Genomic DNA, 25,062 nt, shown 5'->3' on the forward strand with positions numbered 1-25,062 from the left:
AGCTAGCCGGGCGCTCCTCTGGCTACGCTTTCCACTTCTAGTCGCCGTCCCCACCCGGCCGGCGCGCTGGCGCGCGCCCCTCGGCCGGCTCGCCGCATGGGAGCCCCGTTTGTGAAAGCCAACCGTTCTCGTCGCACCGCGCCCGGAACCCGCCGCCTGTCGCCGCGGCACGAGGCCCTCGAACCGCGGCTCCCGCTCGCGGCCGACCTCCAGTTCTCGGCCCCGCCGCTCGACCAGGCCATCAACGAGGACCCGGCGGCCACGATCGATCTGGCCTTCGAATTCACCGACTCGCTTTCGGTCGCCCCCGGGGACCCGATCGGGCTCGACCCGGGCAATCCGGATTTCGCCTACGTGGCGCTCGGCGGCGTGGAGCTCCGCGACTTCGGCGTCGACGGGTCGGCGTCGGCTTCGGAACTGGCGCTCTCGTTCACGATCGACACCGGCGATCCGCTCGCTGGCACGGCGCCGACGATCACGTTCGACGGCCAAACCTACACCGGCGACATCGCCGGGGCCGACGTCGGCAACGGCGCTTACGAGATCGCTGTCTTCAAGTTTGACAGCTTCGACCTCGACGCCGGCCAGACGATCACCGCCACCGGCGAGCGGCCCTTCGCGATCCTCTCGCTCGGCGACATCACCGTCGGCGGCGTGATCGACGCCAGCGCGCAAGGCGCCCAGGCCGGCCCCGGCGGCGGCGATGGCGGGTTCGGCGGCCAGCGCGTGTCCGGCAATGTCGTCTTGCCCAGCGATGGCTTGGTCGCGGCGGGCGCCGATGGCGTCGACACCCAGACCGGTGGCGCCGGGCAGACGTTCGACCTCAACACCGGCCCCGGTGTCGACAGCTTCGTCGCCGGCGGCGGCGGCTTCGGCGGCGCAGGCGGCTCCAACGGCTCCACGCCAGAACTCGGCGGCGAGGCCAACGGCGACCTCCGCATGGGCATCCAGGGCGGCGGCGGCGGCGCCGGCGCGTGGGAAGAATTGACCTCGGGCAGCGTCATCTCCTTCGACGGCGGCGGCGGCGGCGGCGGCGTCGAACTGGGCGCCCTGGGCGCCGTCACGATCGAATCCGGCGGCGCCGTCCGCGCCGACGGCGCCGACGGCGAGTCGCTCCTCGGGACGCTGCGCACTTACACCGGCGGCGGCGGCGCGGGCGGCGGCATCCTGGTGCACGCGACCGACGTCGAAGTCGCCGGCACACTCAGCGCCACGGGCGGCGCGTCGACCTCGCTGAACGACCTCTCCCGGAGCGGCGGCGGCGGCGGCGGACGCGTCCTGGTCGTCGCCGGCTCCGACGGCCTGCTCGACGCGGCCGACGACCGGGTCGATGTCTCGGGCGGCCTGGCCGGCAACGACAACGCGTCCCCGTCGTTCGGCCAAGCAGGCCAGGCCGGCGTGTTCGAGCGGGCGCGTGTGCCCGACGCCACGACCGCCGACGACTACTTCTTCACGGTCGAGCGGCTCGACGGGCTCGGAAACTGGGTGACCTGGCTCGGGCTGGAAGACGTGCCGGTCACCGCCGTCACGCCCGACGGCATGGGGGGTCTGACCGGCTCGGTCGAACTCACCGGCCTGAGCGACTCGCTCTTCGGTGACGACGGCCTGGTCTCGGCGCGTGTCAGGCTGACCGATAGCCAGCCCACGCCGAACTCCGTCGTCAGCGGATTCACCGTGACGGTCGACAACGTCGCCCCGGCCGTCGTGTCGGCGCCCAGCTCACTCGCCGGCGACGAGGGCTCGCTGCTGACGGCCTCCGGCGCGTTCGCCGACGTTCCCGCCGATCCCCTGACGATCACCGCCTCGCTCGGCTCGATCACCGACGACGGCCTCGGCGGCTGGACCTGGACCTACGACGCGCCGGACGACTTTGCCGGCACGGTCACCATCACCGCCGACGACAGCGACGGCGGACTCGCCGAGACCACCTTCGACCTCACCGTCAACAACCTCGCGCCGACCGTCACCTCCACGCCCGGCGCGGTGGTCGGCGACGAGGGCTCGCTGCTGACCGCCTCGGGCGCGTTCGCCGACGTTCCCGCCGATCTCCTGACGATCACCGCTTCGCTCGGTTCGATCACCGACGACGGCCTCGGCGGCTGGATTTGGACCTACGACGCGCTGGACGACTTTGCCGGCACGGTCACCATCACCGCCGACGACGGCGACGGCGGACTCACCGAGACCACCTTCGACCTCACCGTCAACAACCTCGCGCCGACGCTGCTGAGCGTCGCCACCGATTCGTCGGTCATCTTCACCGAGTCAAAGGAAGCCGGCCAACTGGTCACGCTGACCGCCGCCTTCGCCGACCCGGGCGTCCTGGACACCCACACCGCGACCGTCGACTGGGGCGACGGCTCCACCGCGCCCGCTTCGATCGACCAGGCCGCGGGCACGCTGACGGCGACTTACGCCTACCCGTCCGCCGGCTTCTACGACGTGACGGTGACCCTCGTCGACAAGGACTCGGGGGAAACGAGCCAGACGGTGCAGACGGTGATCGCCGGCGTCACGGTGCAAGACGGCCGGCTGTTGGGGATCGGCACCGCCGGCGACGACGCCTTCAAGGTGTTCGGCGTCGGCAGTGGTTACCACGTGCTGTCACGGCTCAACGGCGGCCACTTCGACCTGCAGTCCTTCCACCAGACGATCGGCTCGATCGACCTGTTGCTCGGCCCGGGCGACGACGTCGGCTTCGTGTCGCAGTCGGTCGGCGTCGGCGCGTACATCGACGGCGGCGCCGGCGACGACTTCCTCACCGGCGGCTCCGGCGACGACGTGTTGCTGGGCGGCGCCGGCTACGACCTGTTGCTCGGCCGCGGCGGCCGCGACCTGCTGCTGGGCGGGAGCGGCGGCGACATGATCGTCGGCGCGTCGGGCGACGACGTGCTGATCTCCGGCACGACCTCGCACGACGGCTCGCGGGCGGCGCTCGACGCGTTGCTCGCCGAGTGGACCAGCGGCCGCTCCTACGCCGAGCGGGTCGACAACCTCACCGGCGACGACGACCTGTCGCAAGACGGCCTCAACGGCGACACCTTCCTGATCGCCGAGGGCGACCTCCAGACGGTCTTCGACGACGAGTCGACCGACTGGCTGCTCGGCGGACGCGGCGCCGACCTCTACTTCGGCGGCGAGGACGACATCAGCCTCGCCCGGTTCTGGGAAGCCGTCGAAGAGATCGAGGCCCAGGCGCCGGTCGTCTGACGCCGCGGCGACCCGCGGCGACGCCACCAGCAGCCACCCACACAAGAGCCGCGGCGCCCGGTTCGGGCGCCGCGGCGCTTTGCGCGTCGGCGCCGCCGTAGCCAGTTTGCCAAACAACATAGTCGTCGGGGTCGACGGCGTTGTCCTCGTCGCCGTCGGCCGCCAGCAGCAGCTGCGAGGCAAGCGTGTCGCGCCACACCGTGTAGTCCGCCGCGTTCACCAGGCCGTCGCCGTTGTAGTCGCCGCCGGAGGTGTCCGCCGGCACGGTGCGGAAGAAGGTGTCGAGCCCGCCGGAGGCCTCGCCGCCGAAGTACACGACCGGCGCTCCGCCGCCGAGGGCCGGCAGGTTGGTGATCTCGAGCCGGTCGAGCGACAGGCCCGTGCCGTCGATCGGCGCGTCGGCTACGCCATCGCCATCGGTGTCGACCAGCGTGCCCACGCCCGCCACCTTCTTGCCGTTGACGAACAGCGTGTCGTTCCAAGCGAACGCCAGGTCGCCCAGGTCGTTGACGCCGACGCCTTGCACCTGGCCGTCGAGCTGGACGCCGTCGACGATGTCTCCCTCGCGGTGCAGCAGCACGCCGTTCGCAACGAGCACGTTGCGCGGGCCGCCGACCGCGTCGGTGAACGCCGAGAACACCCAGTCGCCCGCCTCGTTGACGTCGGCCACCCCGAACCCGGACCAGGTCTCCGGACGCGTGCCCCCCTCCTCGGTCGGCAGCAGCAAGCCGCCGTCCTCCTCGGCGATATCCTCGCCGTCGGCGATCAGCCGCCCGCTGGTGGTGAGCAGCGCCTGACCGTTCACGACCGGCGCGGCGTCCAGGCCGTCGCTTGTCAGGAGCACGTCGGCGATGTAGCTGCCGCCGGCGATCGACCACCGCGCGTTGGAGATCGCGCCGCCGACGCTCGGCACGACGCCGAGGCCGTCGATCGTGTCGCCGCTGGCCAGCAGCACGTCGAACGCGTCGGTCCCGCGCAACAGGGCCGAGCCGACCGACGCGCCCCCTTGGGTATCGCTGTAGCTCGCCGAGAAGAGCGTGACTCCCTCCGGCGTGCGGCGGGGCGACGTCAGGCTCGTGAAGAAGGAACCGGCCAGGGGCCCCGCCGGGATCGGGTCGCCCGGGTAAGCGACCACCGTGTCCCCCTCCCACAGGCCGCTCTCGCCGCTGCCGGCCAACCCGGTGTTGCCCGTCAGCGCGCGGTAAGCGACGCCCCCCGCGTTGTCGATCGTCGGCCGCGTGAGGGACTGCTGCTCGATCGACGCGATCGTCGCCTCGCGGCGCAGGGCCGTCGGGTTGCGTCCGCGGTCGGTCGAGCCGAACAGGTAGTACACGCCGGCGGCCGAATTCGCGCTGCCCTCGAAAGGGTTCGTCCGCACCGCGCCGACGAAAGAGCCGTTGGGAGCGGCCATCAGGTCGAGCTGGCCGTTGCTACGCACAAGGTCGAAGAAGCTGTAGCCCGGCAGGGCGTCGGCGCCGGGCAACGGCTGCCCTTCGAGGTAGAGCGTTTCCACCAGCGGCTGGGCGCTCGCCCACCCGAGCAGCGCCACTTGTGCAAGGCCAATCGCAACGAACCCGCGAACCGACATAGCAAACCCAGGACAGGCGGCGAAACAAAACGAGCGGCTCCCGCCCGGACCGGGCGGGAGCCGCTAGAAAGAGGTCATCCCGTAGCCGTTGACAGGCCGACGCTCAGCGGCGGCGACGCAGCCCCGCGGCGGCGGCCAGGCTCAAGAGCAAGGCCGAGGTGGGCTCCGGCACGAGGCTGTAGAAGCCATCGCCCTGGTCGGTCCACGCCAGGCCGCCGTTCCACCAAGCGAACTGCGCGACGCCGTCGGATCCCGGGCCGGCGTTCAGCTCGTCCTCGGTGAGCACCACCGCCAGCGTGCCCGTCGGGTCGGCCGGGTCGAACGAGTAGATGTAGTCGGCGTCGTCTTCGTAGAAGTAGACGAGCCCGTCGGGCGCGAAGAACACGTCGTCGATGCCCGCCGAGCCGTCGATGTCGTCCGACAAGGCCTCGAGCGCCGCGGTGTCGAAGACCACCGACCCCGTGTCGCTGATCACGTTCCACTTGTAGAGCGAGTCGCCCGAGTTGCTGCCGAAGTACAGGTCGGCGCCCACCAGCGTGAAGCCGGTGCCGGAAAGGTTCGACGAGCCGGTGAGCGAGCTCAGCTCGGCCGACGAGATCTGGTTGAACACGAACCCGCCCGGCGTGATCTGCAGCACCGAGTCGCTCGTGCCGTCGTAAGCGATCGCGGTCCCGTCCGGCAGCATCGCGTTCGAAGCGGTCAGGTTCACCGCGCCGGCGGTGAACGCGTTGATCATCGCCTCGCTCACGACCCGCACCGGCGTGCCGGTCGTCGTGTCGACTTCCCAGATCGAGTTGTCGAAGAAGTTCAAGAAGCGGACCTTGTCGCCGAGCCCGCGATCCACGACCGACGCGCCGAGGAAGCCGCCGATGTCGCTCGTCGCGCCGGCGGCGAGCCAAGCCGCCGAGTCCATGATCTCGGTGAAGGTCGAGCCGTCGTAAGCGACGACCGAGCCGCCCGAGGCGCCCGTGATGTCACGCACCAGTGCGTAAGCGACGCCGTCCTTCACGGCGACCGTGTCGAGGAACGGGCTGGCCTGGCTGCCAGCCGCCTCGGCTTCGGTAAAGACCTCAAAGTACATCGCGCCCAGCGAAGCCGGCGCAGAAAGGGCCACCATCATGGCGGCGAGACAGAGTGAGCGAATCATTAGCGGCTCCGCGAGTCGAGATGTCTTCTTACTAGTGAGTCGTCCGCTTGAAGCGTCCAACGACGAGTGCTCGGTGCGCACCCGCACGCCGCCTTGTTTTTGGACACGTCGCACCGAGTTTAGCCACACTCCCTCTCCCGGTTCCAGCGTTTTATTGCAAAAACGGCTTGTTCCTGCGCATATCGATGGCTAGGACAGGATGGCGCCCCGTTGATCTACGTTTCGCCCCCACCCTTCCCCTCCAGGAGGGCGTTTTGCTCCGGATGCCCCCGCTTCCTCTGGGAATCCGGTCGTCGGCCTACCCCCGAGCGGGCCGACGCCCCGGCTTCACGCTGGTCGAGCTGCTGGTGGTGATCGCCATCATCGGCATCCTCGTCGCCCTGCTCCTGCCGGCGGTCCAGATGGTCCGCGCCCGTGCGCGATACACAGAGTGCGTCAACCACTTGCGTCAGCTCGGCTTGCTGACGCACATGTACCGCGACGACCACAAACGACGGTTCCCCGACCCGGTCGACGACCTCGGCGGCTGGCAAGAGGTTAAGAACCCCGACACGGGCCAGCCCGACAGCGACGACGGCGAGGACGGCGAGCCGTACGTCCCACCGGAGACACGCACCGTCATCTACGGCAGCAACAACATGCGGGTCTCCCCAGGCAAGAAGTGGTCGCCAGGCCTGACCGAGCGGGACCTCGTCTACGCGGCCCCCGAAAAGTTCGGAGTAGAAGCCACGTACGTCAACGATGGTTATATTGAGCCTTACTCGGGGATCTTTGTGTGCCCCGACCTGAGGGCGATGGGCGACGCCTGGGGCAACTCGTACGCGTTCTCGGCGCGGCCGGCGAGCCTGCTACGCAACCCGCCCGACTCTCGACCCGACATCATGAAGAAGACGTGGTGGATGTGGTGCAACACCGTCGATATCCCGCCGTTGAGCGGATGGAGGGGCTTCACCCAGGACAACTCGATCCGGCGGATCGGGCCCGGCCGCTTGCGCGACTACTGCGAACAGATCTTCGAGCGCCCGCACAGCATCATGAGCGACGAGGGCTGCGGCCGGAACGTGCTGTTCTTCGACGGGCACGTCGACTACGTGAGCGAAGCGTGCTTCGACTGGTGACCCGCGCCCGCCTGAACCGCTGCGCCAGCCGCTGCTGCGCGGCCCTCGTGGCGATCGTTTGCGCGTGGTGCGTGTCGCCGCTCCGCGCGCAGGACGCGTTCCAGCTCTACTTCAACGGCTCGACGGCCGACGCCGGCCTCCTCGGCGGCGCGGGCTTGGGCGTGTCCGGCGACTTTTGGCTGATCGGCTTCGGCGGCGAGCAGCGGATCCGCCACCTGGTCCCCAGCGGCGACGCGTGGCTCGGGACCGACAGCGTCGTCACGCCCGAGCTGGCGCTGTTCCACCGCGCCGACGACCTGCCCGCGGGCAACGCCAACACCGACTGGGGCGGCCAGATCGGCGGGTCGGCCAACGCGTTGCTGCTCAACCCGGCGCCGCTAACGATCCAGGTCCCGACGGCCGGCGGCGGCGCCCAGACGGTCGAGTACCCGGCGGGCACGCTCGCTTTCATCGCCGACGCGGTCGGCATCCCCGTCGACCCGACCAGCACGTCGCGCCCCGACCTGGCAAAGAAGCTCTACCGCTACGACCTCCGCACCACCGCCAGCCCGACCACGGCCCTGCCGGACTACGCCACGGCCCGACCGTTCGCCGGCGGCCCGGTGATCGGCGCGCCCGAGGTGGCCGACTGGAACGACGTCTTCCAGCCGGTCGTCAGCGAGCAAGACCTCCGCGACCTGAGCGGCAACACCGGCAGCGACAACTTCGGCCGGCAGTTCGCTTGGTCCAGCGACGGGCAGTGGATCTACGCGGTCGACGCGAGCAACCGCGCCCAAGGGGGCATCTACCGCATCGACCCGACCCGCTGGGCGAACCAAGAAGGGGGCATCACCCGGATCCTCGACAACACGTTCGACGGCGGCCCCGAGGGCGCGTTCTCCGTCCGCAGCGAGCCGGCGGTGGTCGCCACCAGCGTGTTCGATTACGCGCCGGGCAACCCGGCGGTGGGCGACCAGATCGTGGTCGAGGGGTCGTACAACACCGGAAACGCCGGCGGCGTGAACGTGTACGTCGACCAGGGCGGCGACACGCTCGCCGCGCCGACGACGCTCTTCACCGAGGCCGACTTCCGCGGCTTCGCCGACTACTTCGGCGAGAGCGCGCCGCGTTACGTGTCGATCGCCGACGACCCGGCCGGCAATCTCTACATGTACGAGCAGCAGACCGACATGCTGTTCCGCTACGACACCCAAGGCCGGTTCTCCAAGGTCGCCAGCGAACGGGAGCACAACCTCTTCCAGGAGCAGATCACGGGGAACTTCGGCAACGACGACATGAGCAACATCTCGGTCCGCACGTCGACCGCGCCGGGGTTCGAGGTGACCGAGCTGGTCTACGTCGACTCGTCGATCAACGCGCCGATCGGCCTGCTCGACTTCAAGCCCGGCGACTTCGACCGCGACAACGACCTCGACGCCGACGACCTCAGCCTGTTCGCCGCCGCGCTGGGGCCGCGCAACACGGCGGCCGACGACGAGCTGCTGCGCTTCGACCTGAACGGCAACACGGTCGCCTTCCGCGACGTCGACAACGAGGGCCTGCCGGTCGTGCGCCACACCAGCAACGGCCAAGCGGTCGTCGACTGGGGCGACGTGAAGACCCTCCAGCAGTTCGCCATGTTCCCCGACGGCGACGCCAACTTCGATTTCACCCTCGACCTGGCCGACCTCGACGCGATGGCCGCCAACTACCACACGCTCCCCGGCGTGGGGCCCGCCACCTGGGCCCAGGGCGACTTCGCCAGCATCGACCCCGGCTACCTGTTCGACGCGCCCGACGCGAACCGCGTTGACGAGGTGGACCTGGCCGTCATCGCCGACGCGTGGGTCAACGGCCTCGGCCTCGCCGCGCCGGCCGAGGAGGCCCTCTCGGCGCGCTACTCGGGCCAGTTCCTCGCCGACGCGATCGCCGCCTTCGACGCGGTCTCCGGCGGCCTGCCGGGCGACTACGACCGCGACGGCGACGTCGACCGCGGCGACTACCTGGTCTGGGTCGAGCTCTTCGGCCAGGCCGGCTCGGGCCTCGCGGCCGACGGCACAGGCGACGGCCTCGTGAACGCGGCCGACTACACGGTGTGGCGCGACAACCTCTTGCTCGACCCGCTGTCGGCCGACTTCAACTCCGACGGCCGCGTCGACGCGGCCGACTACACCCTCTGGCGCGACAACCAGGGGCAGTCCGGCCCCGACCCCGTCGGCGACGCCGACGGCAGCCGCACGGTCGACTCGCTCGACTACGACCGCTGGGCCCAGACCTACGGCGCCGCGGCCGGAACCTCCCTGGCCGTGCCCGAACCCACGGCCGCGGCGCTCGCCCTGGCCGCTTGGTTGCTCGTCCCCCCCGCGAGGCGCCCGGACCGATGCGGCTGAAGTCCCTCCCGATCGCTTGCTTGCTCTGGCTGACCGCCCTGCCCGCGGCGGCGCAGACGCAGCGCCTCGGCGGCCCGCCGCGCCCCGAGCCCACGCCGGCCGAGCGCGCCGGACAACTGCGCCAGCTCCGCGAGCTCTACCAGCGCGCCCCCGCCGAGTGGCCGGCGCCCACGCTCGACCCGGGGGTCGAGCACCACGAGTTGGGCCCGCTGCCCGAGGTCGAAAAGCCGTCCGACCTGGAGCGTGCGAAAGCGGAGCTCGGCGAGCAGCTGTTCTTCGACCCGCGGCTGTCCGGCAGCCGGCAGATCGCGTGCGCGTCGTGCCACGACCCGGACCTCGGCTGGGCCGACGGCCGGACCACGTCGTTCGGCCACAACCGCCGCCGCCTGGAGCGCAACGCGCCGTCGATCCTCAACAGCCGCTTCCGCGAAACGCTCTTCTGGGACGGCCGCGCCGACAGCCTCGAGGACCAAGCGGTCGCGGTGCTCAGCAACGCCGACGAGATGCACTCCGGCGACGAGGTGCTCGTCGAGAACCTCGAGTCGATACCCGACTACGTGCGCCGTTTCGGCGAGGTCTTCGGCGCGCACAGCCCGGGGGTCGAGCAGGTGTCCGAGGCGCTCGCCGCGTTCGAGCGGACCGTCGTCGGCTCACGCACCCGCTTCGACGCGTTCGTCGGCGGCCGCCACAAGGCGATGACCGACGAAGAAATCTCCGGCCTGCACCTGTTCCGCACCGCGGGCCGCTGCATGAACTGCCACAGCGGGCCGCTCTTCACCGACGACAAGTTCCACGCGATCGGCCTCAGCCAATACGGCCGGCCCGGCGAGGACCTCGGCCGGTACCTCGTCACGGAAGAGGCCGCCGACGTCGGCGCGTTCCGCACGCCTTCGCTCCGCAACGTGGCGCGCACCCGGCCGTACATGCACAGCGGCCTGTTCGACCTCGACGAGGTGCTCCGCCTGTACAACGCGGGCATGCCCAGCGAGCGGGACAAGCGCGAAGCCGGCGGCTCCGTGCCGCCGCCGACCAAGTCGGCGCTGATCAAGCCGCTGGGCCTCAACGACCGCGACCTGCGGGACATCGAGGCCTTCCTCGGCTCGCTGACCGAGAGCAACCGCCGCGTCCGCCCGCCAGAGCTCCCGCCGGGGCTCTGACCCCGCCCGGAAGGGTCGCCCCTGCTGCGGCCGCGTCAGCCGCGGCCGGCAGCCCGCGGGTAGCGTGCGAACCGGATCGGGCTCGGTAGGCGCCTCGCCCGGGCTGACGCCCGAGGCTCCGGACGCTGTTCGCCGAAGCAATTACGACGACAGTGCGGTTTGGGCGGGCGGGGCGGGCCGGCCGCCTTGGTCGAGTCGGGCGCCGTCGCGTGCGGGCGCCAGCGGGGGCCTCAAGCCGCAAGGTCGCCGCAACCGATACCCGAGAACGGGGCGCCGCCGCGCCGCGCGACCTAGGCTTGCCGACTCGCCACGCGCCCGCCCCTCGCAAGCCCGCACGCCCCGCTCCCCGTCCGCATGTCTGCTATCCAGTCCAGCATCGGCCTGATCTCCGGGATCCCGATACAGGACACGGTGGACCAGCTGATCGCGCTCTCGGCGCGGCCGCGGGACCGTCTGAAGACGCGCAACGAGGGCCTCGTGGCCGAGCGCGCCGCGGTGGATCAGCTGGCGACGCTCACGCTGAGCACCAAAGTCTCGCTGAACGCGCTCGCGCTCCGCCGCACGTTCGACGGCCGCCTGGTGCGCTCCTCGAACGCCGACGCGCTCGCCGCGACGATCGACGCCGGCGCGTCGCCCACGCCGGGCAGCTACCAGTTCGTGCCGCTCCGCGAAGCGACCGGCTCACAGTTCGTGTCCTCTCGGATCGACGACGTGTCCGACTTGGGCAGCGGCGTGCTCTCGTTCGGCTACGGCGGCCAAGTCGACCGCGGCGTGCGCCTGAGCACGATCAACGACGGCGAGGGCTTCAACGGGGGCCAGATCCGGATCGCCGACCGCAGCGGCGCCACGGCCCTCGTCGACCTCCGCGCCGCGCGCACCATCGACGACGTGATCGAGGCCATCAACAGCGCGGTCGAGATCGACGTGACCGCGTCGGCCGACGGCGGTCGCCTGGTGCTGACCGACCAATCCGGCGGCGCGGGCGAGCTGCGTGTGCGCGACGTCAGCGGCGGCGCGGCCGCCGCCGAGCTCGGCCTCCTGAACGCCGCGTCGGGCGACACGCTCACCGGCGACACGATCTTCGGGCTCTCCGCGGCGACCGACCTGGCGAGCCTCCGCGACAACCTTGGCGTGCGTGTCACCGACGAGGCCGGCGCCGACGCGAACGCCGTCCGCTTCACCCTCGGCGACGGCACGTCCGCCACGGTCGACCTGGCCGGCGCGAACAGCCTGGGCGACGTGCTCGACCGCATCAACAACGCGTCCGAGTTCGGCGGCCAACTCACGGCCGCGATCTCCGCCGACGGCACGCGCCTGGTCCTCACCGACTCGACCAGCGGCACGCTGGTGGTCGAGGACGTCGGCGGCGGCGCGCTCGCTTCCGACCTGGGGATCGCCACCGCGGGGGTCGACACGACCCTCACCGGCCAGCGCCTGGTGTCGGGCCTGAAGGACACGCTCGTGAGCAACCTCGGCCTGGCCGACGGGCTCCAGCTCGGCCAGATCGCGATCACCGACCGCGCGGGCGTGGCCGACACGGTCGACCTGGCCGGCGCGGAAACGCTCACCGAGATCCTCGACCGGATCAACGCCTCGTCGGCGAGCGTGCGCGCCGAGATCAACAGCGCGCGGAACGGCCTGACGATCACCGACACGTCCGGCGGCGCCGGTTCGCTCCAGGTGTACGACACGTCCGGCGGCCGGACCGCCGCCGAGCTCGGCCTCACCACCAGCGCGGCGGTCGACTCGGTCGACACCGGCTCGCTCGGGCGCCGCACGGTCGGGCTCGGCACGCGGCTGGAGGACTACGCGGGCGGGCGCGGGGTGGCGCTCGCCGACATCCGCATCACCGACTCTAGCGGCGTGTCGGCCACGATCGACATCGACGCGGCAGGCGACCCGCCCCGTACGATCGGCGACGTCATCGACCGCATCAACGCTGCCAAGACCGGCGTGCACGCGTCGGTCAACGCCGCCGGCGACGGCCTGCTGCTGACCGACACGGCCGGCGGCGGCGGCGCCTTAACGGTCGAAGAGATCGGCTCGGGCACGGCCGCGGCGGACCTCGGCATCCTGGGCGAGGCCGACGGCGTCGACGCATTGGGCCGCCCCACGATCGATGGCTCGCCCAGCTACTCGATCGACCTCTCGACGATCGACGGCTCGGCCGGCGGCGTGGCCCTCTCGCGCCTGGCCGGCGAAGGGGTCGACCTGGGGATCTTCCAGGTCACGACCACCAGCGGCCAGCGGTTCGTCGTCGACCTCGGCGTGGGATTGCCCGACACGAAGACCATCGCCGACGTGATCGAGCGCATCAACCAATCCGCTTCCGACGCGGGACTCGACGTGCGCGCCGAGGTCAACAGCCTGAACAACGGACTCGTGCTGATCGACGAGACCGGCGGCGGCGGCACGCTCTTCGTGGAGGACCTGTCCGGCGCCGGCGCGAGCGACCTCCGCCTGATCCGCAACGCCGGCGACACCGACGACGCCCGAATCGACGGCGCCGGGCTGTTCCGCGTCGATCCCGACAACGGCCTGCAGACCCTCGCCGAGCGGATCAACGACCTCGGCGCCGGCGTGACCGCGGCGGTCTTCAACGACGGCGACGGCTTCCGCCTGAGCCTCACCTCCGAGGGCGCCGGCGCCGGGTCCGAGCTGCTCGTCGACGGCCTCGACGCGTCGCTCGGCTTCACCCAGACCTCCCGCGCCGGCGACGCCGTCGCCCTGTTCGGCGGGCCCAACGGGTTCGCGATCACCTCGTCGACCAACAAGTTCGCCGACGTGGTCGACGGCGTCACGGTCGAGCTGAAGCAGCCGACCGGAGAGCCGGTCACGGTGACCGTCACGCCCGACTCCTCGCGCGTGACCGGCGCCGTCGAGAGCTTCGTCAACGCGTTCAATTCGCTACGCACCACGCTCGGCGAGCTGACCGACTTCGACGCGGAGACAGAGACCACCGGCATCCTCTTCGGCCGCGGCGAGGCGGTGCGCGTCGAGTCCGACCTGTCGCGGCTGCTGGGCTCGCGCTACGGCGTGTCCGGGTCCTTGAAGACCCTCCAAGACATCGGCCTCCGCCTGACCGCCGACGGCTCGCTCGAGCTCGACGAGGCCAAGCTGCAGCGCCAGCTCGACGAGTCGCCCGAGGCGGTCGAAGCGCTGTGGCGCGACGAGGGCGTCGGCGCCGTCGACCGGCTGCAAGCCGCCATCGACCAGCTCGCCAGCAACGAGAACTCGTTGCTCTCCGCCCGCTCGGCCACGCTCCAGCGGACCATCGAGCTGAACGACGAGCGGATCGAAACGCTCACCGCTCGGCTGGACCGCGAGCGCGAGCGCCTGCTGCTCGACTTCCTCCGCATGGAAGAGACGATCGCCCTGCTCCAGAGCAACTCGGACGCGCTCGGCTCGATCCAACCCCTCTCGATCGGTCGCCAGTCAACCAACAGCGGCAGCCAACGCTGAGCGAACCGCCCCCCGCAAGGAGCCCGATGACAAACGACAAGAATCGCGAGTACCTCGAGGCGAAGGTCCGCACGGCCAACTCCGCCCAGCTGCACCTGATGCTGCTCGACGGCGCGATCCGCTTCGCGCGCGAGGCAGAGAAGGGCGTGCTGCGCGGCGACGAGCTCGCGTACCACCCCCCGCTGCTCCGCGCGATGGACATCGTCGAGGAGCTGCTGGTCGGCGTGCGGCACGACACCGACGCGCTCAACGCCAAGCTCGCCCAGCTGTACGCGTACATCTACGCGCGGCTCACGAGCGTGTACGTCAACGGCGACAAGCAACAGGTCGCCGACGCGATCCGCGTCCTCGAAATCCAGCGCGAGACCTGGCGCCTGGCCGTCGCCCGACTGACCGAGGACGGCCCACCGACCGCCGACGACCGGCCCGCTGCCGCCGCCCACCCCGGCGGGAAGGTCGCCTCCCGCGCGAAGGCCCCCTCGCCCAAGCCCCACCTCGACGGGTCGCACCCGGCAACGCCCGGCGGCCTGTCGATCGAGGCCTGAGCCCGCTCCGCGGGCAGGCCGCAGGCGGGAGGCCGGAGCTAGGGAGGCTGTAGGCCACAGGCTGTAGGCCGTAGCATTTGCTGGCCAGCCGTGAACGCTTGCCAACCAAATCCGGTTGGCCGAGCGGTGCGGACCGCCCCGCAGCCTCTCCCGCCTCCCGCCTCAAGCCTGCAGCCTCTCCCCATGCTCATCCGCGTCGGCCACAGCCCCGACCCCGACGACGCGTTCATGTTCTACGCCCTGGCGAAGGACCTGATCCCGACGGGCGAATACCAGTTCACCCACGAGCTGGTCGACATCGAGACCCTCAACCAGCGGGCCTTCTCCGGCGAGCTGGAGCTGACGGCCGTCAGCATCCACGCGTACGCGTTTTTGCAGGACAAGTACCTGCTGTGCAACTGCGGCGCGTCGATGGGCGACGGCTACGGCCCGATGGTCGTGGCCCGCGAAGCGCTCTCGGCCGACGACCTCCGGCAGCGGCGCCTCGCCATCCCCGGCAAGCTCACCAGCGCGACGCTCTCGCTGCGGCTGTTCCTCGGGCAAGACTTCGACCACGTGCTCGTGCCGTTCGACCAGATCATCCCGGCCGTGGCCGCGGGCGAGTGGGAGGGCCAGCCGGTCGACGCGGGCCTGCTCATCCACGAGGGGCAACTCACCTACGCCGACGCGGGCCTCAAGCTGATCGTCGACCTCGGCGTGTGGTGGGGCGAAGAGACCGGCGGCCTCCCGCTGCCGCTCGGCGCCAACGCGATCCGCAAGGACCTGGGCGAGAAGGCGATCGCCGACGTCGAGAAGCTCCTCTACCAGAGCATCGACTATGGCCTGGAGCACCGCCAGCCGGCCCTCGACTACGCGCTGCAGTACGGCCGCGACCTGGACAACGCCAAGGCCGACAAGTTCGTCGGCATGTACGTGAACGACTGGACCCGCGACTTCGGCGAGAAGGGCCGCGAGTCGGTCCGCCTGTTCCTCGAGCGCGGCCACGCGGCCGGCGTGCTGCCGGAGCTTGTCAAGCCGGAGTTCGTCGGGCGATAAAGGGGGCGAGCCTCCTCTCCCCCTCGCTCAGCGCCCTTGTCGAACCCGACCCAGACCCCGGCGCCCGCGCCGCTCGAGCCGCCCACGAGCTGGCGCGAGGCGATTCCGTATTTGGGGCCGGGCTTCGTGCTGTCGGCCGCGATCGTCGGGTCGGGCGAGCTGATCGCCACGACCGCGCTGGGCGCCGAGGCCGGATTCACCGCGTTGTGGGTGATCCTGCTGAGCTGCGTGATCAAGGTCGCGCTGCAGCTGCAGTTCGGCCGCCACGCGATCCTCACCGGCGAAACGGTGATGGAATCGTTCAACAAGATCCCCGGCCCCGCGGCCGCCGGAGTGAGCTGGCCGATCTGGCTGTGGCTCGCCGCGCAGCCGCTGAAGGTCCTCCAGGTCGGCGGCATCATCGGCAGCCTCGCGTTGCTGATGAACATGGTGCTGCCGAGCCTGCCGGTTTGGATCTGGTGCTGGGGCTTCGCGATCCTCGTGGCCGTGTTGGTGGCCACAAACCGGTACACGACGATCGAACGCGTCGCGCTCTCGCTGCTCGGTGGGTTCACCGCGCTGACGCTCGCGTCGGTCGTGTCGCTGCAGTGGACCGAGTACGCGATCTCCGCCGCGGACATCCTCAGCGGGCTGACCTTCCAGCTCCCCGCGCACACGCTGCTGGTCGTGTTCGGCGCGTTCGGGCTCACCGGCGTCGGCGGCGACGAGGTCATGCAGTACCCGTACTGGATGCTCGAGAAAGGCTACGCGGCCCACGCCGGCGCCCGCGCCGCGGACGACCCCGACTGGCGCCGCCGCGCGCGCGGCTGGATCCGCGTGATGTACGCCGACGCGTTGCTGTCGATGGCCGCGTACACGCTCGTCACGGCCGCGTTCTACCTGCTCGGCGCGGCGGTGCTCCACGCCCAAGGCCTCACGCCCGAGGGGACCGGCGTGATCCGCACGCTCGCCGAGATGTACACCAACTCGCTCGGCGCGTGGGCCGAGGGGGTGTTCTTGTTCGGCGCGTTCACCGTGCTGTTCTCGACGCTCTTCTCCGCGCTGGCCGTGTGGACGCGCATCTTCGCCGACGCGTTCAGCCAGCTCGGCTGGTGCGACTTCCGCGACACCCGCTCGCGGCGCCGCGCGATCGTCGTGCTCTCGTGGGTCTTCCCGCTCGCTTGGGCGACCGTCTTCCTGATCTACGACGCGCCGGTCATGATGATCGTCCTGGGCGGCGTGGCCACGTCGGCCCTGCTGCTGCTGGTCGTGTTCGCGGCGATCGTGTTCCGCCGCTCCGAGAACGTCGCAGCGATCCGCCCCGGCCGCCTGTACGACACGGCCTTCGCCATCAGCTGCACGTCGATCGCCCTGTTCGCCCTGTTCGGTTTGTCGCGGGCGCTGGGGATTCTCTAGCGGGCGCCCTCTGGCTCAGGCCGGCCTCTGGCAGGGCTGAAGTCTCGGCGGCCTAAAAATCCTTGCGGGGAACCGCCCAAAAATGCCGATCCTATCGCCTGGTCCGATTTTGGCCTCGCCCGGAATCGCCAAGTAGAATATCGGTGCTGCCACAGGCGGCGGCGGTCTGGCCAGGGGCTCTGGCACGGCCGTCGCAAGGAACCACGACGGCGCGGCTCGCGGGGCCAGAGAATCCCCCCCCTCGAGGCGACCGACCCGGGGTCTCGCCGCCCCTGTCGATCGCTGCTGGTGTGTGACCCTCTCCCGCGAGGCCCGGCCATCCGCCCGTGCCCCGGAGAGCGACCAGAGATGCGCGACGACCGCCCCCAAGCCGACCGCGACGAGTCGGCCGCCCGCCGGTTCTTCGCCGGCGTGACCGAGCAAGCGTTCATGACCGAGCTGGGGGTCGCCGACCCCCCGCTGATCGACTACGTGACCGAACTCTTGACCCGCTTCATCGCGTCGGACGACATCTACAGCGTCCGCGGCGTGCGGGGCGAGCGGCTCACGCAGGTCGCCGACATGCTGGCCGAGGCCGAGGCCCGCCGCGGCCCGGCCCGCCGCCGGCTGCACCGCCACATCGGCGACTTCACGCTCTTCTGGACCGGCGTGTTCCCCGACGTGGCCGACCGCTTGCGCCACGCGGGCGGCAAGGACGCGCTCTTGAACTACCGCGAGCTCGGCAAGCTCAGCTACGCGGCCGCCAGCCGCATCCGCGTCGACCGAGAGACCGCCCCCAGCGAGCTGCTCGAGCGCCTGAGCGACGAGTTCGAGCTCTGCGTGTACGGCCTGGGCGAGGTCCGCAAAGCGTGGGAAGAAGCCGACGGCGGGCCGCTATTGGTGTGAGGGGATGCCGTGGCGCCTCGGCGGCCCAAACAACCGCCCGACAGGCGGCCAATTCGCCTACGCTGCCGTGGTCGGGCCGGAAAATAGGGCCGCCGACCGCAGAATCTCGCGCGAACGCCGCCGCAGCGCGAAACGTAACGCCGGCGCCGCGCGTAACGCTTCACAACCGCCGACGCGGCAACGACTTGCGCCGAGAATCGCCCGTTTTAGCGTTACGCGCGTTTGTCGGGGCGCGTAACGCGCCACGTTTCCAGCGACCGCCGGCCGGCGCGTCGGGTCACTCGTCGACGAGGATCTCTTCGCCGGCGATCGAGCTCATCGCCATCAGCCAGAGCCGAGCGGCGCGCCTTGTATCGAGACAATCAGCCCTTGCGGCCATCGACCGCGACGCGGCCGATCGAGTGGTAGCAGTAGCCGCGGGCCTTCATCCGCCCGGGGTCGTACAGGTTGCGGCCGTCGAAAACGACCGGCGAGGAGAGCAGCTGGTACATCTCGGCGAAGTCCGGCTGGTGGTAGGCCTTCCAGTCGGTGCAGATGCACAGCGCGTCGGCGCCGCGGAGGGCGTCCATCATGCGTTCGGCGAACTCGACGCCGGAGGTCTCGGCCCGCGCGTTGTCCATCGCCTCGGGGTCGTGGGCGGCGACCTTCGCGCCGGCCTCCTGGAGTTGGCGGATGAGCACGAGGGCGGGCGCCTCGCGGATGTCGTCGGTCTCCGGCTTGAACGCCAGGCCCCAGATGGCGATCCGCTTGCCGGCGAGGTCGGCGCCGTCGGAAGCGAAGTGCGACTTGACCTTCTCGAACAGCACGGTCTTCTGCCGCTCGTTCACGTTGTCGACCGCGCGGAGCATCTCGGGCAGGTTGCCCTTCTCCTCGGTCATCGCGGTGAGGGCGCGGACGTCTTTTGGGAAGCAGCTGCCGCCGTAGCCCACGCCGGGGAAGAGGAACGCGAAGCCGATGCGGCTGTCGTGGCCGATGCCGCGGCGGACGTCGTTGATGTCGCCGCCCATCTTCTCGCAGAGGTTGGCCATCTCGTTGATGAAGCTGATCTTCGTGGCCAGCAGCGCGTTGGCCACGTACTTGGTCATCTCGGCCGACTCGGGCGACATCGACAGGAACGGTTTCTCGGTCCGCAGGAACGGCGAGTAGAGCTGCTGCAGCTTGTCCTTAACGAAGTCGCAGCGCACCCCGACGACGACGCGGTCGGGCTTCATGAAGTCGTCGATCGCGGCGCCCTCCTTGAGGAACTCGGGGTTGCTCGCGACGTGGCACTCGCGGCCGGTGAGCTCCTTGAGCATGCCGAAGATCTTCGCGTTGGTGCCGACCGGCACGGTGCTCTTGGTGACGACGATCGCGTCGTCTTGCAGGTGGGGGGCGATCGCCTTAGTGACGGCCCACATGGCGGACAGGTCGGCCGAGCCGTCGTCGCCCTGGGGCGTGCCGACGGCCAGGTAGACCATCTCGGCCGGCGCCACCGCGGAAGCGGTGTCGGTGGTGAAGTGCAGCCGGCCCGCCTCGGCGTTGCGGAGCACCAGCTCCTTGAGGCCCGGCTCGTAGATCGGGATCACGCCGTTCTTGAGGCCCGCGATCTTCTTCTCGTCGATGTCGATGCAGGTGACATCGTTGCCGCTGTTGGCGAAGCACGTACCGGTGACCAAGCCGACGTAGCCGGTTCCAATGACAGCGATCTTCATGACGGGTGGCCGAGCGAGTCAGGCGGTGGCGGTGGGGGCGCCCTGCGGGCCACCCGGGAGCACGATCCGAGGCGCCCGCCGGCGGGCCCGCCGCGGGGCGGGGCGACCGCCCATGATACTTCGCTCCGGCGCCCCGTCGACCGCGTCGCGGCCGAATGCCGCGGGCCGCGGCCGCACGACGCGCCCAACCCGCCCAACCCCGAGAAGCGGCGGCAAATTTCCACAAAATTTCCGCGGCCGCTCTCCCCCGCTGCCGGGATCGTTTCGCGCGGTCGTGCCGGCGGCGCTCGGCCCGCGGGTGAACGCGTTGGCCGTTTTGTCGCGTCGCACGGCCGTCGCCTGCGGCGTGCTGCGATCGTCGATGCGTGGCCGCACGCCACGGGATCGTGACCAACCGTTGTCGGCGCCGCGTGTCGGTAGGGGCCCACCGCCAGGCCCCGCGCGACGCTCCCCAACGCCCCCGCATGCTGGCAATCGGAAAGACCATGTTCATGACCAAGAGCAAGTCGTCGCGTATCGCATCCGCCGCAACCGGCGCCGACGCCCAACCGATCGCCCCGGCCGACGACTCCCGGGACGTGCTGGACGCGTTCGGTCGGTCGCAGGCGATCATCGAGTTCACGCCAAACGGCGAGATCGTCCACGCCAACGAGAACTTCCTTTCGGTGCTCGGCTACTCGCTCGGCGAGATCCAGGGCAAGCACCACCGGATCTTCGTCGACCCGAAGGAAGCGGGCAGCCCCGCGTACCGCGCGTTCTGGGAAGACCTGGCCCGCGGCCAGTTCGCATCCGGCGAGTACAAGCGGTACACCAAGTCGGGCGAGCTGATCTGGATCAGCGCGTCGTACAACCCGGTCATCGACAAGTCGGGCCGCGTGACGAAGGTCGTGAAGATCGCGTCGGACATCACCGCGACCAAGCGCGAGAGCGACGAGGCCTTCCGGCTGTCGAACATGGTCGAGAACCTGCCGATCAACGTGATGTTCGCCGACCGCGACCTGGTCGTCCGCTACATGAACCCGGCCTCGCTGCGCACGCTCCGCGCGATCCAGCACCTGCTGCCGGTGCCGGTCGACAAGATCGTCGGCACGTGCATCGACCAGTTCCACAAGGACCCCTCGCACCAGCGGCGAGTCCTCGCCGACCCGTCGAACCTGCCGGTAAAGACCATCATCAATGTCGGCGAAGAGTCGCTCGACCTCTTGGTGACCGCCATCACCGACCAGGCCGGCCAGTACCTGGGCGCGATGGCGACCTGGACGCTCGTCACCGAGCAGCTCCGCACGCGGAAGGAGGCCCAGCAGGTCGGCCACAGCGTGGCCACCAGCACCACCGAGATGGCCGCCACGATCGAGGAGATCAGCAAGAACGTGGCCCGCACCGCGAGCCTCGCCCAGCAGGCCGAGAGCCACGCGCAGCTGTCCAACGCCGCGACCGACGCGCTGCAAGAGAGCAGCCGCGCGATCGGCAAGGTGGTCGGCGTGATCCAAGAGCTGGCCGACCAAACGAACCTGCTCGCGCTGAACGCCACGATCGAGGCGGCCCGCGCGGGCGAGAGCGGCCGCTCGTTCGCGGTGGTTGCGAACGAGGTGAAGGACCTCGCTTCGGAGACCAGCGGCGCCACGCAGAGCATCGAGCAGTCGGTCCAGGAGATCCAGAGCCGGATCGCCGAGGTGGCCGAGGCGATCAGCCAGATCACCGCCAGCGTCAGCGAGGTCTCCGGCAACACCAACACGGTGGCCGCCGCGATCGAGGAACAGTCGATCACGATGGCCGAGCTGTCGAAGACCGCCGAGGGCCTCGTGAAGCTCTCCGAAAACCCGAACGCCTGACGCCGCCGAGCGTCGTCGGGCCACCTACCTAATTCGGCCACACCATGTTGGGGCAGCCGGCGGCGGACGCATCCTCTAGGGAAGCGTCCGCCGCCGCTGGTTTTGAGGAAGGACCTCGGGCTTCGGGCTTCGAGGTCGCGCTGGCTGCCTGCTGCCTGCTGCCTACTCCTTCACCACTGCTCCCACGGCCACGGCTCGACCGGCAAGGGCACGCGCAGCGACATGTCGTCGGCCCCTTCGGGGATGTCGACGGCTGCGTCGGCCGGGAAGGCCTTGGAGGGGTCGGCCGGGTCGTAGTGCGGCTCGCCCACGTCGTCGACCGGCACGCCATCGTAGGTTGATTGACCCCACCAAGTTTGGGCTTCAAGTGAGCCGCCGTCGTCGATGCCGTTGCGGCCGACGCTGTACAGCAGGTAGCCGCCGGGCGTGCGGCGGTAGACGAGCGGCCCGCTGCCGAACGGGTCGGCGGGAACGGTGTCGAGGATGCCGGGAACCAAGGCGTCGAGCTTCTCGGGGTACTCGCCGTTCGCTGCGCGATAGACCGCGAGCGCGACCCCCGTTTCAGTAAGCCGTCGGCGCACAGAAATGCGTTCCCCTGCCATCATAATGGCTTGAGCGCCTCCGAAGCTGGAAGCGCTTAACACCGGAGCGACCATCGCCCCGCGGCCGGACGGGGTGAGCAGCCTCCAATCGCGAAGGTTGAACTCAGCCGCGCCTAGTCGTTGATCGATCCGTTCGGCAGCCGCTAGGCGGCGCCGAGTGGTCGGCAACCTGGTCGCGGCGACAAGCTCGTCGCAGCAGTGGTTCACCGCTCTTAGTGTCGGATTCCAGTCAACCGACGTACCAGCCAGCGCGAGAGGCGCCTCATCGAGCCCCAAGTCAAGGTCTCCGCCGGAGCAGGCGATGATCATGCTCAACCCGAAGTATCGCTCGCCGCGATCGGTCGCTTCAGCGATCCTCATCGCGGGGCCAGTCGCTTGAAGGTTCTGTAAGAGCCGGCGGAGCGATTCCTCAGTCGCGCTAGCGTGCGCGGCCACATGGTCGATCTGATCGAGGGCGACGCCACCGATGGCGACAGCGACGAATTGGTTAATCCAGAACGGTCCCTCGGCGCCAAGCGCCGCTAAACGCACGATCGCGAGCGCGTCGCGGGCCGCGTCGGCATGGCGACCCTCGCCGAGGGCGAGGTTGCTCCGGGTTTGCAGCGTGTTCGCAGCGTTCCGCTGCTCTTGAAAGAGAGACATCTCGAACTCAAGGAACGCTTCGAATCCGCCTCCTTCCGAGAGCATCGGTGCGAACCAGCGGGACCGATTCGTCGCTTCCACGATCAGGTCAATCGGGTCCTCGTTCTCCTCGAGCCAAGCGGCGACGAACGGCAACTGAGTCGCCGTGAAGGGCCGTTTGACCGGGTCGCATGCGAAGATCAGTTGCTCTACCCGCGGGTCTTTGGCGGCGATCGCGGCGGGCGTTTTCAAGAACTCTGCATTGTCCGCGGCAGCGCTCCCCAGCCAGTCGCCGGGCTTGGCTTTCTTGAGCGTGCCGTCGCGGATCAAGCCGCGGAGCAGCTCGACGACCTCCAGCCGCCGTTGGGGCGTGTCGAGGGGGGTCATCGGCAGGGGGTCGCCCGTCACGCCGATCGCGCGGGCGAGCGACTCGGCCTCGGCGATGCTCATGCCCCATTCCGGTTCAGGCTCCTTCGGCCACACCGCCCTGAGGAATGGCACAACCGCGTTGTTCTCTGGCGTGACCCCTTTGCCATAGTGGGCGTTGAGCGCGGCCGCGTAGTCGGGCAAGCCGTCGGGGCCGAGCGGCTCGGTGAGGAACGTCGTCTCTTTGCTGACGATGATCGGCGGGTTCGGACCGAACGTGACGTGGGCCGCCAAGCCGACCAGCAACAGCGCCGTGGCCACGACGAGCCACAGCGTGAGCAGGCTCTTGCGCTTGCGCCGGTGGCGGGCTGCGGGGTCGTCGAACATGAGACAGGGCTGTTGGCTATCGGCTGTCGGCTCTGGGGCCTATTCTGGTCGCTTGGCTTGGACCGCACCAAGCCGAAACGCGAAAGCCGACAGCCGGGAGCCCTCTATGCCTTGGTCCCAAACGACGCTCGAGCTCCCCGAGATGCCGCGGGGGTTCCATCTGATCACCCACCGCATCGTCGACGCGCTGCCGGCGATCGGCGAGACCCGCGCCGGCGTGCTGCACGTGTTTATCCAGCACACGTCGGCCAGCCTGACGATCAACGAGAACGCCGACCCCGACGTGCGCGTCGACCTGGAGGCTGCTTTCAACGCGATTGCGCCTAAGTCCTTCCCCTACACGCATACTTCCGAGGGCCCGGACGACATGCCGGCGCACGTGAAGGCGTCGTTGTTGGGGGCGAGCCTGTCGATCCCGGTGGCCGATGGGCGGCTCGCGCTTGGCACGTGGCAGGGGATCACGCTGTGCGAGCACCGCGACCACGGCGGGCCGCGGCGGCTGGTGCTGACGCTCGCCGGCGAGTGACGCCTGGGGCCCCGTCGAGGCCTGCTGCGATGGGAAAGCGGCGGGTCGCACCGACACCTCCGCGTCCTGCTTGGTATCGTGATTCTGAGTATCCTGACACTGCCTTCTCTTCCGTCTTCGGCGCGTTGGGCGCCGCGACGGGCTTCCCGCGTTCCTTATCGACTGTGGACCCGCTTCGCATGACACGCTTGATCGTGACCGCCCTGGTGTTGTTCCCCGCCGCCTGCTTGGCTCAGGCTTCGCTCGACCAGCCCGAGAAGCTGACCGTCACGCCGAGCGAGGCGGACGGGTGGATCCCGCTGTTCAACGGCAAGGACCTCACCGGCTGGAAAGCGAGCGAACACCCGGACACCTTCTCGGTGGAAGACGGCTCGATCGTCACCGATGGCGACCGGGCGCACCTCTTCTACACGGGCGATGTCAACGGCGGCCAGTTCGACGACTTCGAGCTGTGGGTCGAGGTGATGACCGAGCCGAACTCGAACGGCGGCGTCTTCTTCCACACCGAGTACCAGGAAGAGGGTTGGCCCGCGAAGGGCTACGAGGTGCAGGTCAATCAGACCTATCAAGACCGGCGGAAGACCGGCAGCCTCTACGGCGTGGTGGACATCCTCGACGAGTCTCCCGTCGAGGACAACCAGTGGTACGTGGAGCACGTCAAGGTCGAGGGAGACCGGGTCGTGATCCGCGTCGACGGGGAGGTCACGGTCGATTACACCGAGCCGGAGAACGTCGAGCGCGAGGGCCGGATGGCCGAGCGGAAGCTTGGGAAGGGGACCTTCGCGCTGCAGGGGCACGACCCCGGGAGCACGGTCCGCTACCGCCAGGTGTGGGTGAAGCCCCTCGACTGAGATGAGCCAGGCCGCGCGTTGGTGGGCGAGGCCGGACGCCGCGGTTGCGGGGATCACGATACCCCGTCGCGTGGCTGCTCGATCCTGCACCAGGCTGGTCGTGGCCGGTGCGGCGGCGTGGTGGAATTCGCTGTCTCGCTAGCGGCAACAGCGGCGGCCACCCGCGGGAGGCCGCGTTTTTTCGTTAACTTTCCTACAAAACACCTGACACCCAGCCGGGTCGCAAGTATTTTCGCTCGTAGACGCGGCCGGGTTCACGGAACGACCCCCCCGAC

General features: G+C 69.9%; 16 protein-coding genes. 12 read left to right on the forward strand and 4 right to left on the reverse strand.

What is annotated here, in order from left to right; translation table 11 throughout:
* Positions 1–111 precede the first annotated feature (111 nt).
* A complete protein-coding gene (locus tag RIC11_RS04765; RefSeq protein ID WP_350208875.1) occupies positions 112–3,210 on the forward strand; it encodes a PKD domain-containing protein in 3,099 nt (1,032 codons plus the stop codon).
* Here the strand turns inward: RIC11_RS04765 and RIC11_RS04770 are convergent.
* Positions 3,149–4,798 carry a hypothetical protein gene (locus tag RIC11_RS04770; RefSeq protein WP_350208877.1) on the reverse strand — a complete coding sequence of 550 codons (1,650 nt, stop codon included), beginning with the start codon at positions 4,796–4,798 and terminating at the stop codon, positions 3,149–3,151. The genes RIC11_RS04765 and RIC11_RS04770 overlap by 62 nt on opposite strands.
* A gap of 103 nt (positions 4,799–4,901) precedes the next feature.
* Positions 4,902–5,945, reverse strand: coding sequence for a PEP-CTERM sorting domain-containing protein (locus tag RIC11_RS04775; protein ID WP_350208879.1), 1,044 nt, complete (start codon positions 5,943–5,945; stop codon positions 4,902–4,904).
* A 263-nt stretch (positions 5,946–6,208) separates the two neighbouring features.
* On the opposite strand from RIC11_RS04775, the gene RIC11_RS04780 reads away from it, so the two are divergent.
* The 8 genes from RIC11_RS04780 (at position 6,209) to RIC11_RS04815 (ending at position 17,911) form a co-directional block, all read left to right on the forward strand.
* Positions 6,209–7,063: a type II secretion system protein gene (locus RIC11_RS04780; protein ID WP_350209716.1), complete on the forward strand. Its 855-nt coding sequence runs from the start codon at positions 6,209–6,211 to the stop codon at positions 7,061–7,063.
* Positions 7,048–9,432, forward strand: coding sequence for a hypothetical protein (locus RIC11_RS04785; protein ID WP_350208881.1), 2,385 nt, complete (start codon positions 7,048–7,050; stop codon positions 9,430–9,432). Before RIC11_RS04780 ends, RIC11_RS04785 begins: the two co-directional genes overlap by 16 nt.
* Complete coding sequence (locus tag RIC11_RS04790; RefSeq protein WP_350208883.1) at positions 9,423–10,589, forward strand: cytochrome-c peroxidase; 1,167 nt, start codon at positions 9,423–9,425, stop codon at positions 10,587–10,589. The genes RIC11_RS04785 and RIC11_RS04790 overlap by 10 nt, the downstream gene beginning before the upstream one ends.
* Before the next feature lie 354 nt (positions 10,590–10,943).
* The gene (gene fliD / locus RIC11_RS04795; RefSeq protein WP_350208885.1) at positions 10,944–14,051 is read left to right on the forward strand and encodes a flagellar filament capping protein FliD; all 3,108 of its coding nucleotides are present in this window, start codon (positions 10,944–10,946) and stop codon (positions 14,049–14,051) included.
* A 26-nt stretch (positions 14,052–14,077) separates the two neighbouring features.
* Positions 14,078–14,596 carry a flagellar export chaperone FliS gene (locus tag RIC11_RS04800; protein WP_350208887.1) on the forward strand — a complete coding sequence of 173 codons (519 nt, stop codon included), beginning with the start codon at positions 14,078–14,080 and terminating at the stop codon, positions 14,594–14,596.
* 183 nt (positions 14,597–14,779) lie between these two features.
* The gene (locus RIC11_RS04805; RefSeq protein WP_350208888.1) at positions 14,780–15,631 is read left to right on the forward strand and encodes a menaquinone biosynthesis family protein; all 852 of its coding nucleotides are present in this window, start codon (positions 14,780–14,782) and stop codon (positions 15,629–15,631) included.
* A gap of 36 nt (positions 15,632–15,667) precedes the next feature.
* Positions 15,668–17,026, forward strand: a complete 1,359-nt coding sequence (locus RIC11_RS04810; protein ID WP_350208890.1) for an Nramp family divalent metal transporter — start codon at positions 15,668–15,670, stop codon at positions 17,024–17,026.
* A 348-nt stretch (positions 17,027–17,374) separates the two neighbouring features.
* Entirely contained in the window at positions 17,375–17,911 is a 537-nt protein-coding gene (locus RIC11_RS04815) for a hypothetical protein (protein WP_350208892.1), read from the forward strand.
* A gap of 362 nt (positions 17,912–18,273) precedes the next feature.
* On the opposite strand, the gene RIC11_RS04820 is transcribed toward RIC11_RS04815, so the two are convergent.
* Positions 18,274–19,602 carry a UDP-glucose dehydrogenase family protein gene (locus RIC11_RS04820; protein ID WP_350208893.1) on the reverse strand — a complete coding sequence of 443 codons (1,329 nt, stop codon included), beginning with the start codon at positions 19,600–19,602 and terminating at the stop codon, positions 18,274–18,276.
* A gap of 464 nt (positions 19,603–20,066) precedes the next feature.
* On the opposite strand from RIC11_RS04820, the gene RIC11_RS04825 reads away from it, so the two are divergent.
* The gene (locus RIC11_RS04825) at positions 20,067–21,434 is read left to right on the forward strand and encodes a methyl-accepting chemotaxis protein (RefSeq protein ID WP_350208895.1); all 1,368 of its coding nucleotides are present in this window, start codon (positions 20,067–20,069) and stop codon (positions 21,432–21,434) included.
* A 170-nt stretch (positions 21,435–21,604) separates the two neighbouring features.
* Here the strand turns inward: RIC11_RS04825 and RIC11_RS04830 are convergent, their stop codons facing one another.
* Positions 21,605–23,410, reverse strand: coding sequence for a hypothetical protein (locus RIC11_RS04830; protein ID WP_350208897.1), 1,806 nt, complete (start codon positions 23,408–23,410; stop codon positions 21,605–21,607).
* Positions 23,411–23,516: 106 nt separating this feature from the next.
* On the opposite strand from RIC11_RS04830, the gene RIC11_RS04835 reads away from it, so the two are divergent.
* Together RIC11_RS04835 and RIC11_RS04840 are read left to right on the forward strand one after the other, a co-directional pair.
* Positions 23,517–23,936, forward strand: coding sequence for a secondary thiamine-phosphate synthase enzyme YjbQ (locus tag RIC11_RS04835; RefSeq protein ID WP_350208899.1), 420 nt, complete (start codon positions 23,517–23,519; stop codon positions 23,934–23,936).
* Between the two features lie 179 nt (positions 23,937–24,115).
* Entirely contained in the window at positions 24,116–24,787 is a 672-nt protein-coding gene (locus tag RIC11_RS04840; protein WP_350208901.1) for a 3-keto-disaccharide hydrolase, read from the forward strand.
* Positions 24,788–25,062: the final 275 nt, after the last annotated feature.

Origin of the sequence: Botrimarina sp. (assembly GCF_040219535.1) — a bacterium.
Lineage (GTDB): Bacteria > Planctomycetota > Planctomycetia > Pirellulales > Lacipirellulaceae > Botrimarina.